This is a genomic window from Candidatus Pantoea communis (assembly GCF_011752685.1).
Lineage (GTDB): Bacteria > Pseudomonadota > Gammaproteobacteria > Enterobacterales > Enterobacteriaceae > Pantoea > Pantoea communis.
In genome coordinates, this window is record NZ_VWXC01000002.1 from 159,854 (window position 1) to 171,668 (window position 11,815).

An 11,815-nucleotide genomic window follows, 5' to 3' on the forward strand; every position below is an offset into this window, starting at 1 on the left:
GAAGCCACTATGAATGCAATGACGCAAAAAGCGGGCGTGCGTGAAGCATTGCTCGACACACTGCTGGCGGGAGTGATTGCGCTGGTGGTGTTTGGCCCGATCGTGGGCGTGGTGCTGGAGGGTTACAGCTTCACACTGTCGCCGCAACGTGTGGCGCTGTTAGTGGGATTAGTGATGGCAGGGCGCTTAATGCTCAGCCTGTTCACCCGTACCTCCTATGGACAACGCTTTACACGCAAGTTTGAAGGCAATGACGATGGCGTATATGTCCGCGAACCGGGTTATCGCTCGCGGATGCGCTGGATATTGCCGCTGTTATTGATTGCTGCATTTGCCTTTCCATTTCTATCGAGTAAATACCTGTTAACCGTGGCCATTCTGGGGCTGATTTATGTGCTGCTGGGGCTGGGGCTCAATATTGTGGTGGGGTTGGCGGGATTACTTGATTTGGGTTATGTCGCATTTTATGCCATCGGCGCTTATGGCCTGGCACTGGGCTACGAGTACCTCGGCCTGGGATTCTGGAGTATGTTGCCGATCGCGGCATTAATGGCGGCCTTTGCCGGAGCGCTGCTGGGGTTTCCGGTTCTGCGCATGCATGGTGACTATCTGGCGATTGTGACCCTCGGCTTTGGTGAAATCATCCGTCTGGTCTTAACCAACTGGTTGTCGTTTACCGGTGGACCCAATGGCGTATCGGTGCCTTCCCCGACATTTTTCGGCCTCGAATTTGCTCGCCGGGCGCGGGACGGGGGCGTGCCTTATCACGAGTTTCTGCATCTCGATTACAACCCCAATATGAAATTCATCTTCATCTATGTGGTGCTGGTACTCGTGGTGCTGCTGGTGCTGTTAATCAAGCATCGGTTAACGCGCATGCCCATTGGCCGCGCCTGGGAGGCATTGCGGGAAGATGAAATTGCCTGCCGCGCCATGGGGCTTAATCATGTACTGGTCAAACTCTCCGCCTTTATGTTAGGTGCCTCGACGGCCGGGATTGCCGGGGTGTTTTTCGCCAGCTATCAGGGGTTCGTGAATCCAACTTCCTTTACTTTCTTCGAATCAGCGTTAATCCTGGCGATTGTGGTATTAGGTGGCATGGGCTCGACACTGGGCGTGGTGCTTGCCGCTTTTGTACTGACAGTCGCGCCTGAACTGCTGCGTAGTTTTGCCGAATATCGTGTGCTGCTGTTTGGCATGCTGATGGTGTTAATGATGATTTGGCGACCACGCGGATTGGTTCGTACTGCACGTGTGGGTGTTCCGCTGCGGAAAGGAGTACGCCATGAGTGATGCTATTCTACAAGTTGATCATTTAATGATGCGCTTCGGCGGCATCAAAGCCCTGAACGATGTCAGCCTTTCTGTGGCGCGCGGTTCGGTTACCTCATTAATCGGCCCGAACGGGGCGGGAAAAACCACGGTGTTCAACTGCCTGACCGGGTTTTATCGCGCCACCGGCGGGCGCATCATACTCAATGCCCAACAGCGCAGTACCGATGTGATCCAGGTGCTGGGGCAAAAAATTCATCCGCAGGACTGGCTTCATCCGGCACGGCTGGGTTCGCGCGTGTGGTACAAAATGTTTGGCGGCGCGCACCTGGTTAACCGTGCTGGGCTGGCGCGTACCTTCCAGAATATCCGCTTGTTCCGCGAGATGTCGGTGGTAGAGAACCTGCTGGTGGCGCAGCACATGCAGGTCAATCGTCAACTGCTGGCCGGCGTATTGAATACCCGTGGTTATCGCGAAGCGGAAAATCGGGCGTTAGACCGCGCGTTCTACTGGCTGGAAAATGTGGATTTGGTCTCCAGCGCCAATCGACTGGCTGGCACACTTTCGTATGGTCAGCAGCGCCGACTGGAGATTGCGCGTGCCATGTGCACGCGACCGGAACTGATTTGTCTGGATGAGCCGGCCGCGGGATTAAACCCGGTCGAAACCGATGCGCTGAGTCAGATATTGCATCGTTTACGCGCTGATCACCGTATCAGCGTGTTGTTGATTGAGCACGACATGCCGATGGTCATGCGCATCTCCGATCACATTGTGGTACTGGATCATGGCGATGTCATTGCACAGGGGACGCCTCAGCAAATTCGCCACGATCCCAACGTTATCGCCGCTTATCTCGGCGCAGATGAGGAGAGCGACCATGACTGAACCGATGTTGAGTTTTGAACAGGTGGACGTGTTTTATGGTCCGGTTCAGGCGCTCAGGCAGGTTTCCCTGACGGTGAACCAGGGGGAAACGGTGGCGCTGATCGGTGCTAACGGCGCGGGAAAATCTACGCTGCTAATGTCGATTTTTGGCCAGCCGCGCATTGCCAGTGGTGACATTCGCTTACGTGGCGAGTCCATCAGCCATCGCAGCACCCATTTCATCGCCGCCAGCGGCATTGCACAAGCGCCCGAAGGCCGCCGCATTTTTCCCGATATGACAGTGGAGGAGAACCTGCTGATGGGCACAATTGCGGTGGGTGACCGCTTTGTGAAAGAGGACAAGGAGCGGATGTACCAGCTGTTCCCACGTCTGCTCGAACGCCGCAAACAGCGTGCGATGACACTCTCCGGGGGGGAGCAGCAGATGCTGGCGATTGCGCGGGCGTTGATGAGTCGCCCAAAACTGCTGCTGCTGGACGAACCGAGTCTCGGGCTGGCGCCGATTGTGGTGAAGCAAATTTTCAGCATCCTGCGTGAATTGACCCAGCAGGGCATGACGCTGTTCCTGGTAGAACAAAATGCCCGTCATGCGCTGCGACTGGCCGATCGCGGTTATGTGATGGTCAACGGAGAGATAAAACTGAGCGGCAGTGGGGAAGAACTCCTAAATAACGATGAGGTGCGCAGCGCTTATCTCGGTGGTGCAGCGGATCCTGCGGTGGTGGCGACAAAAAGTTTGTAATAATGATTAAATGGTGATGGGAAACACTTTGCATATTTCTCAGTGGCCTATCATCATTATTACTCTTCTTCCTCTCCAAAGTGATTTGGTACTCCCTTGCAAAATCCTGGCGTAGCAGTGATGCGGGCGGTCAGAAATACGGCGTGGTATCCGAAACGTCGCTCTTATCGCACGCTGTTGTGGCGTGAAATTACCCCATTAGCCGTGCCCATCTTTATTGAAAACCTCTGTGTGATGCTGATGGGCGTCCTGAGTACTTTCCTCGTGAGCTGGCTGGGGAAAGAGGCGATGGCGGGCGTCGGTCTGGCCGACAGCTTCAACATGGTGATTATCTCCTTCTTTGCGGCGATTGATCTCGGCACCACAGTGGTGGTGGCCTTTAGTCTCGCCAAGCGCAACGGCAAACGCGCGCGCGCAGCTACGCGGCAGTCGCTGGGCTTGATGACGGTGCTGGCATTCGTGCTGGTGATCGTGATTGAGATCTGGGGACATCTGATTATCGATGTTATCGCGGGCAGCGCGGAACCCAAGGTGAAGGAACTGGCGCTGAGCTACCTGCAAACGTCGGCGTGGAGCTATCCAGCCGCGGCGATCGCGCTGATCGGTAGCGGCTCGCTACGCGGAGCGGGAAACACTAAAATTCCGATGCTGATTAATGGCGGCATGAACATCCTTAACATCGTGATCAGTAGCGTACTGATTTATGGTGCGATGGGGTGGGAAGGGATGGGCTTCGTTGGGGCCGGGTTAGGATTAACCATCTCACGCTATATCGGCGCGGCGGCGGCCATTTATGTGCTGTATCGTGGCATTACGCCGGCGTTAAGAATCAGCATCGCCAGCTATTTCCGACGCTGGGATCGCAACATCCTGATGGAAGTGCTGGGGATCGGGGTGCCGGCCAGTATTGAGTCAGTGTTGTTTAACGGCGGTAAATTGCTGACGCAGATCTTTGTGGCAGGCATGGGCACCAATGAAATCGCCGGTAACTTTATCGCCTTCTCCATTGCCACGTTAATTAACCTTCCGGGCAACGCCCTCGGTTCGGCTTCCACCATCATTACCGGTAAGCGGCTGGGTAAAAATCAGGTGATGCAGGCGGAAAGGCAGATTAAACATGTGTTCTGGCTGGCGATGATTGGGCTGTGCACACTGGCCTTGATCACCGTACCACTGGCGGGCACGCTGGCTAAATTCTACACCCGCGATCCTGAAGTTATTGAAGTCACCAAACATCTCATCTGGCTTAATGCTGCCTTTATGCCAATCTGGACCGCATCCTGGGTGCTGCCTGCTGGTTTGAAAGGCGCGCGCGATGCGCGATACACCATGTATGTGTCGATGTTCAGCATGTGGGGTGCGCGCGTGGTTGCCGGCTACGTGCTGGGGATCATGCTCGGTATGGGCGTGGTCGGGGTGTGGCTGGGCATGTTCCTTGACTGGACAGTGCGCGGTGTGTTCTTCTGGTTCCGTTTGACCAGCGGCAAATGGCTCAATAATTACCGTCGTATGCTGGCGAAGAGCCGGGCATAACGGAGTGGGCCGTCGTAGCAGACGGCGGCCTTCAATATATGCATTAATTGGGATTCCATCGCATAACTAATCGTTTTGGTTATAAAGCAAATTAGGTTTTACTGTCAGGGTCAACCATTACTGGAGAACCTGACGATGAAAACGACGCTGTCACAGTGGTTCCATCGCCTGATCAACGCCACATCACAACCCGCTGAAGAGCGTGAGTTCGACCTCAGCAATCATATTGATTTGCTGATTCCGGTTAGCCAGCTTTATGGGATTGAATTCCATCCGTCGGTGTATCGCTACTATGAGCGATGAGCAACTCCATCACACCATGCGCTACAGTTACTGGAATGAACTGTGCGCTCTGCTTAAAAACCCGCTGCCCTGTCCAGCGGGTTTTTTGTGCCTGAATTTTGTCCTTTCCTGACCACTTCCTGAGCAAACCCTGACACAACCCTCCTGCTGGCACTGATTGTATTAATTATGTAAGGCTACCGTAAAGAAATGTATTCCCAAGCCGTTGCGCTTCATGCAAGAATAAAAAAGTAAATGATAACCATTGGCGTTATCGTTTAGGTGTTGCATCTCAAGGCAGTGGAGACCATGGCACCTTGAGTGTTTTGGTTTGCTTGATGCAATAAGCCCGTCAATAACGATAAGAAATTTACTTTTTAAAATGGATAACAATCGCAATTTGCCGTTTGGCAGTTTCAATTCGCTGACCCTGTTCACCGGGCTATGTATTGGTATTTCTCCTGCTGCTGCTCTGGCCGCTGATAATGCCAACAAAAAATCTGACGACACTTTAGTGGTGACAGCGCAAACGCCTTCTCTGTATGCGCCTAATACTTCTGCCGACCCCAAATTTACCCGTCCGCTGGTGGATACCACCCGCACCATGACGGTCATTCCGGATCAGGTGATCAAAGATCAAGGTGTCAATAACCTGACCGATGCGCTGAAAAATGTGCCGGGGGTGGGGGCGTTCTACGCCGGGGAAAATGGCAGTTCTTCGACCGGTGATGCCGTGTATATGCGTGGCATGGATACTTCAAACAGCATTTACGTGGACGGCATTCGTGATATTGGTAGCGTGACACGCGATACCTTTAATACTCAGCAGATTGAAGTGATTAAAGGGCCGTCTGGCACTGATTACGGTCGTAGCGCGCCGTCGGGTTCAATTAACATGATCAGTAAGCAGCCGCGTCTGGATACGGGCCTGGATGCGTCGGCCAGTGTCGGTAGTGCGTGGATGCGCCGCGGTACGCTGGACTATAACCAGGCTATCAACGACAACAGCGCGTTTCGCCTCAATCTTATGGGCGAGAAAACCCACGATGCCGCACGCGATAATGTGCAAAATGAGCGTTATGGTGTCGCGCCTTCACTGGCATTCGGTCTGGATACGTCAACGCGTTTGTATCTGAACTATCTGCATGTGCATCAGAACAACACGCCAGATGGCGGCATTCCGACCATCGGCCTGCCGGGATACTCGTCACCGACTGCAGCCACCTCTGCACTTAATCATTCGGGTAAAGTAGCGACCAGTAATTATTACGGCACCGATTCCGATTTCGACAAATCCACCACCGATAGCGGCACTATTCGCTTCGAGCACGATCTCAGTGACAGCACCACGATTCGCAACACCACGCGCTGGTCGCGAGTGAAGCAGGAGTATCTGCTGACCGCGGTAATGGGCAGCACCATTACCACGCCAAATCCTAATGATGTTGGCACCTGGACCTGGACGCGCAACGCAAACCTGAAAGATGTCAGTAACCGCATCCTTACTAACCAGACCAATATTACCTCGAAATTCTATACCGGTTCAGTGGGGCACGATGTCAGTGCTGGCGTGGAGTTCACGCGTGAAAACCAGACCAACTACGGCGTCAACGCCATTACTGCGCCTGCGGTGAATATCTATCATCCGATCAGCAGCATTTCCGTGGGAGGGCTGGATCGCAACGGCGCCAATGCCAACGGGCAGACCGATACCACCGGAATCTATGCCTTCGATACGCTGGCTATAACCAAAAACTTCGAGCTGAACGGCGGCATTCGTCTTGATAGCTATCACACCGATTATGACAGTGCTACGGCGTGTGGCGGCACCGGGCGCGGTGCGCTGGCGTGTCCAACGGGCATCGCACGTGGCACGCCGCTCACCACCGTTGATACCGCCAAGTCTGGCAATCTGGTGAACTGGAAAGCGGGTGCGCTCTATCGTTTGACCGAGCAGGGCAATGTTTACGTCAACTATGCTATTTCTCAGCAGCCTCCAGGCGGCAGCAGCTTTGCGCTGGCGGCAGGTGGCGCCGGCAATAGTGCTAACCGCACTGATTTCAAACCGCAAAAAGCCAAATCAAGCGAAGTGGGAACCAAGTGGCAGGTGCTGGATAAACGCCTGCTGTTGAATGCTGCACTGTTCCGTACCGATATCGAGAATGAAGTGGACGCCAACGACGACGGCACTTATTCGCAAACCGGTAAAAAACGCGTTGAGGGCTATGAGCTTTCAGCTACTGGCAACATCACCCCAGACTGGGAAGTGATTGCCGGTTACACCCAGCAGCACGCTTCGGTGAAAGAAGGCGCAGCCGTTGCTCAGGATGGCTCATCTGCTATCGCTTATACACCGAAACACGCCTTCACCTTGTGGACGCAATATCAGGCCACTGATGCGATTTCTGTTGGTGCGGGGGCGCGTTACGTGGGCAGTCTGCGTCGCGGCAGCGATGGCGCGGTAGGCACGCCAGACCACACTGAAGGTTATTGGGTGGCAGATGCGAAGCTGGGCTACAAGGTTAATAACAACTTCGATCTGCAGCTCAACGCGTACAATATTTTCGATACCCACTATGTGGCTTCCATCAATAAGAGTGGATACCGCTACCATCCGGGTGAGCCACGTACCTTCCTGTTAACGGCAAACGTCCATTTCTAAGAGTCAACGTGGGGCGTTCGCGCCCCTATTTATGAGAGAACACCGCGATGATGTATCACATTCCTGCAGTGCTGACGCCTGAAGAGGTGGCAAATTTCAGTTCGCTGCTGCAACAGGCCGAATGGATTGACGGACGCGCCACGGTGGGCAGCCAGGGCGCAACGGTAAAAAATAATCAGCAGATTGATACGCGTACGCCGCTTTATGATCGGTTGCAAACAGCAGTGATGCAGGCTTTGAACAACAACCCGCTGTTCTTTTCTGCTGCACTGCCGCGCTCTATTTCTACACCGCTGTTTAACCGCTACGAACAGGGTGAAACCTACGGTTTTCACGTTGATGGCGCGGTGAGACATAATGGTGCTGCCGGGTGGATGCGGACCGATCTCTCGGCCACGCTGTTTCTCAGTGAACCTGACAGTTATGACGGCGGCGAACTGGTGATTGAAGACACTTATGGTCAGCACAAAGTGAAATTACCTGCCGGCCATCTGGTGCTTTACCCTTCGAGTAGCCTGCACTGTGTCACTCCGGTAACGCGCGGTGCGCGCGTGGCGTCGTTTCTGTGGATTCAATCGATGGTGCGTGATGATAAACAACGCGCCATGCTGTTTGAACTGGATCGTAATATCCAAAGCCTCAAAGCGCGTCATGGCGATAGCGAGGAGCTGCTGTCTCTGCTGAACATGTATCACAACCTGCTGCGCGGTTGGACGGAAGTGTAGCGAATGAGGGCAGTTGCCGAGTGCTCGTACACAACCTGATGGCTCAAAGGTTCATTTTTGAACCTTTGGCGTGTTTTCATTGGGAACGTGGGCGTCAAAAATACATAAAAGGGTATGAAAGGTTCAAAAATGACCCTTTTGCGATCAGAATCTGGCACAGGATGTCGATGCCAGTTTTTTAGAGACGAGGGAACGCAACGTGATGAAAAGCAAAAAACCCGCTCAGGTTTCCCTGAGCGGGTTTCTCTAAATATGGCTCCTCTGACTGGACTCGAACCAGTGACATACGGATTAACAGTCCGCCGTTCTACCGACTGAACTACAGAGGAATCGTGTGAACGAGGCGCATATTAATGGCACCTCATTAATGTGTCAACAGCTAAAAATACATTTGTATTCAACTGGCTAGCAATAGTACAAAGCGATCGCGATTTAAGCAGAACCTGCTGCAATACGCGCCATCGGGTCCTGGCGATAAAACTGCTGTAAGTGGCGATACATCGCAGGGAAGCGATTCGCCAGTAAATCTGGGGCGCTGAAAAAGTACTCCGACAGCACCGCAAAGCATTCGGCGGGATCGCTGGCGGCGTAGGGATCGATGGTTGCCGCCTGTTCACCCACCAACTCCACTTCCGCCTCTATCTCTTCCATCGCTTGTAGCAAGTCCTTCTCCCATTGGGCGACATCTCGTAAGGCAATGACGGGAATACCGCTGGTATAGCCGCTGCCGCGTGCATCGAGTTTATGCGCAATTTCATGGATGACGAGGTTGTAGCCGGAAAGATCGAAAGAGTCCTGAATATCCAACGCATTTAATACCACCGGGCCTTGCGTCCAGCTTTGACCGGCATGCACCGCTGGAGCCTGATGGACTAAGCCGCTGCTGTCTTCCCAACGGTCATCGACATTGAACGGTTCGGGATAAATTAACACTTCATGAAAGCCATCCAGCCACTCCAGACCGAGCTTCAACACGGGCAGGCAAAACAGCAAGGCAAGACGTGCCAGCTGCCGTTCATCGAGTTGCAGCCCATTCAACAGCGAGATTTTTTTTTGTTGCAGAAAGCGTTGGGCAAGCGTGGTCAGGGCGCTTTGCTCTTCAGTCGTGAGCAGTGAAAAGATCGGTTGCGCCAGCGCCTGTTGCCAGGGAAGCGCCGTGACAGTGGTATCTATCTGCGCATTCCATGGCCATTTGAACATCGCGCGACTCACTCTGCAGGGCGGAAAGGGTTATCCTGGCGCGACAAAAAGAAAAATGCCAGCGCGGAATCAAAGCCGTGTATTCAATCAGTTACTGAAGGTTTTTTCTGTGATTAAGATGGCAAAGCAGGAAAATTGCCCTCACCCAGGCGGGTGAGGGCTGAAGACAGTTAACTCTCGCGATCAACGCGTTGAAACTCGATCACCCATACCCACGGGTTCACTTCCCAACTGGTGGCGCCATACTGCTTCTGCCACGCTTTACGATAGGCTTCTTTCGGCGATTCTGCGTTCATGTTCATCGTAAAGAAGTTATTCAGGAAGTGCGTATCCGTTTGTACACCCTCAGCCATGATGTCATCTTCACTGATGTCCTGAATCTTTTCAGCACGTACCGAGGTAATCGCCAAATCAATACGGCTGGCCCAGCGCGGCATATGAATCGCCGTTTGCCAACCAAACTGCTCGGCGTGCTCCACATCTTCATCCAACTGACCCAGTTCATTACTGTCGGAACGATACTGACAGAAAGCCGGGCTACGGAACGGCAGTGGATCGCGTTCATATTCGGCGAGTTGTTCTTCTGGCACGATGGGGCCGCGCCAGGTTTCACGCACCCACAATCGGTCACCCGCCTGGCCAAACGGGCAGTGAGAGCTGACATCTGCCATCGACATCAATTTATAGCCATGCAGATGGTTGGCGCTAACGTCAAATGCATGCACGCCTTCGTGATGATCCTGGCCTGGGCCAAAAGCCTGGGTTTTCATAATGCGCCGGGTTTGCGTCTGCTGGCCAACCAGCAGGGCGCGGACCCGCTGTTCGGAAAAAAGAATCGGCCGTTCTTTCATTACGTACCTCATGTAGTGTTACTCACCCGGAAAACTTCGACGAATCACCCGCATCAGCAGATGTGAGAGTTAGCATAATGGGTTTGAATCAATTTGCTTAATAATTTGTCGCCTCAGTATCAGGCTATTCCTGCATATTCCGGTTTTAAAAATGGCGCTTAAGCAAAATACATGCTGGAAATGCCTTCTCAGGCGAGAGAGAACCAGAAATATCCCCTATACAGTACGTTATAACGGCCTGCATGGGAATCTTTTCAGATTTTCCCGTGAGTGTTTATCGCTTTTACCTTGTGATAGTTAGCATCATTAACTGGAATAATTCAAAAGCGTGAATACTGTTGATGGTAGAAATAGATTACGCCTGTTTAACAGAGTTATTTAACTGAAATGACGCTAAGGAAATGCCTAAAACGTGCTCTCCGCTGGGAAAGCGACATTAACAGCGCTATAACAAGATCGGGATCGCATTTTTACGCTTTGCACATCCAGGAAGGATGTAAAAAAAGTGTCACGACCAGACCGCTATGATGTCCCCAGGAGCAGCACCCTGAATTGGCGGTGCTTTTATAACAGCAATAAGGAGAAGCACGATGTCACTCACCCGCTGGCAACAACGCTACGAGAACTGGCTGCAGCAAAACTGGCTGCACGATGATAAAGCCCATGATATCGCGCACCTGCGTCGTGTCTGGATGAGCGCCACGCGCATCATGCAGCACAGTGCAGCCGATCCTATGGTGGTCCTTACCGCTTGTTACTTCCATGATGTGGTCAACCTGCCAAAAAACCATCCAGAGCGCCATCTGGCTTCCACCTATGCCGCTGAAGAGACACGCCGAATTTTGCAGCAGGACTTTCCCGATTTCCCCCTGGAGCTGCTCGAGGGTGTCGCCCATGCCGTCCAGGCGCACAGTTTCAGCGCACGCATCACGCCGCTGACGCTGGAAGCCAAAATTGTTCAGGATGCCGATCGCCTCGAGTCTTTAGGTGCTATCGGCCTCGCACGCGTTTTCTACACTGCCGGGGCGTTGGGCCGTCCGCTGTTTGACAGCGAAGATCCATTAGGAAAAGAGCGTGAATTAGACGATGTGAAATGGACGCTGGATCACTTCCAGAAGAAACTTTTACGCTTGCCCGAAACCATGCAAACCGAAGCGGGGCGCCTGCTGGCGGAGCATAACGCGGATTTCCTGGTGCACTTTATGGCTAAGCTATGCGCGGAATTGCAGGGCAATCTCACCAGCATTGATGAGTCAGTATTAAGGGATTTCAGCCCTATACACTCTTAATATTAAATTTTTATGACAGTCTGTTAACTTTCATCTTCTTCCGCTACGTTGTTGTAAATCAAAAGGGAGTATGAAGATGACCGAGACCGTTAACTTAACCATTAAAATTGACCCGGCGCTGAAAGAGCACATCAAACAGTTAGCCGCCGATAACCAAATCTCCATGAGTCAGGAGATCGTTAACCGCCTGCAGGCCAGTTTACATGCGGTTGAGCAACCGGCTGTTGATAGTCTGAATACCGAAGAAGCGGTGGCTGAACAGCTCTCCGCGTCTGAACTGAAGCAGGTACGTGCACTGCTGAAGAAAGGCAAAAAGAAAAAATAAGCGATATAAAAAACCCGTCATTGACGGGTTTTTTTATCTTTGTAC

11 protein-coding genes and 1 tRNA gene are annotated in these 11,815 nt (G+C 52.8%); 9 read left to right on the forward strand and 3 right to left on the reverse strand.

Going from position 1 to position 11,815, the window contains the following annotated elements:
* Positions 1-9: 9 nt before the first annotated feature.
* The 7 genes from livM (at position 10) to ybiX (ending at position 8,105) form a co-directional block, all read left to right on the forward strand.
* A complete protein-coding gene (gene livM / locus F3J37_RS04800; RefSeq protein ID WP_058959924.1) occupies positions 10-1,293 on the forward strand; it encodes a high-affinity branched-chain amino acid ABC transporter permease LivM in 1,284 nt (427 codons plus the stop codon).
* A complete protein-coding gene (locus F3J37_RS04805) occupies positions 1,286-2,161 on the forward strand; it encodes an ABC transporter ATP-binding protein (RefSeq protein WP_097116732.1) in 876 nt (291 codons plus the stop codon). Before livM ends, F3J37_RS04805 begins: the two co-directional genes overlap by 8 nt.
* Positions 2,154-2,903: an ABC transporter ATP-binding protein gene (locus tag F3J37_RS04810; RefSeq protein ID WP_166932178.1), complete on the forward strand. Its 750-nt coding sequence runs from the start codon at positions 2,154-2,156 to the stop codon at positions 2,901-2,903. The genes F3J37_RS04805 and F3J37_RS04810 overlap by 8 nt, the downstream gene beginning before the upstream one ends.
* Positions 2,904-3,023: 120 nt before the next feature.
* Positions 3,024-4,436 (forward strand): EmmdR/YeeO family multidrug/toxin efflux MATE transporter, encoded by a 1,413-nt coding sequence (locus F3J37_RS04815; protein ID WP_034824533.1) that lies wholly within the window; start codon positions 3,024-3,026, stop codon positions 4,434-4,436.
* Positions 4,437-4,571: 135 nt separating this feature from the next.
* Complete coding sequence (locus F3J37_RS04820; protein WP_166932180.1) at positions 4,572-4,739, forward strand: hypothetical protein; 168 nt, start codon at positions 4,572-4,574, stop codon at positions 4,737-4,739.
* Positions 4,740-5,100: 361 nt separating this feature from the next.
* A complete protein-coding gene (locus F3J37_RS04825; RefSeq protein WP_166932182.1) occupies positions 5,101-7,380 on the forward strand; it encodes a catecholate siderophore receptor Fiu in 2,280 nt (759 codons plus the stop codon).
* Positions 7,381-7,427: 47 nt separating this feature from the next.
* Positions 7,428-8,105 carry a PKHD-type hydroxylase YbiX gene (ybiX, locus tag F3J37_RS04830; RefSeq protein ID WP_097116735.1) on the forward strand — a complete coding sequence of 226 codons (678 nt, stop codon included), beginning with the start codon at positions 7,428-7,430 and terminating at the stop codon, positions 8,103-8,105.
* A 253-nt stretch (positions 8,106-8,358) separates the two neighbouring features.
* Here ybiX and F3J37_RS04835 read toward each other — a convergent pair.
* The 3 genes from F3J37_RS04835 to F3J37_RS04845 all read right to left on the reverse strand — a co-directional run bounded on the left by F3J37_RS04835 (position 8,359) and on the right by F3J37_RS04845 (position 10,156).
* A tRNA-Asn gene (locus tag F3J37_RS04835) sits at positions 8,359-8,434 on the reverse strand.
* A gap of 103 nt (positions 8,435-8,537) precedes the next feature.
* Positions 8,538-9,305 (reverse strand): DgsA anti-repressor MtfA, encoded by a 768-nt coding sequence (gene mtfA / locus F3J37_RS04840; RefSeq protein ID WP_166932185.1) that lies wholly within the window; start codon positions 9,303-9,305, stop codon positions 8,538-8,540.
* A 170-nt stretch (positions 9,306-9,475) separates the two neighbouring features.
* Positions 9,476-10,156 (reverse strand): ASCH domain-containing protein, encoded by a 681-nt coding sequence (locus tag F3J37_RS04845; protein WP_045815144.1) that lies wholly within the window; start codon positions 10,154-10,156, stop codon positions 9,476-9,478.
* Between the two features lie 590 nt (positions 10,157-10,746).
* Between F3J37_RS04845 and F3J37_RS04850 the strand changes: the two genes are divergently transcribed.
* Both F3J37_RS04850 and F3J37_RS04855 read left to right on the forward strand, forming a co-directional pair.
* Complete coding sequence (locus F3J37_RS04850) at positions 10,747-11,445, forward strand: phosphohydrolase (RefSeq protein WP_034824523.1); 699 nt, start codon at positions 10,747-10,749, stop codon at positions 11,443-11,445.
* Between the two features lie 76 nt (positions 11,446-11,521).
* Positions 11,522-11,770, forward strand: a complete 249-nt coding sequence (locus tag F3J37_RS04855; protein WP_034824521.1) for a hypothetical protein — start codon at positions 11,522-11,524, stop codon at positions 11,768-11,770.
* Positions 11,771-11,815: the final 45 nt, after the last annotated feature.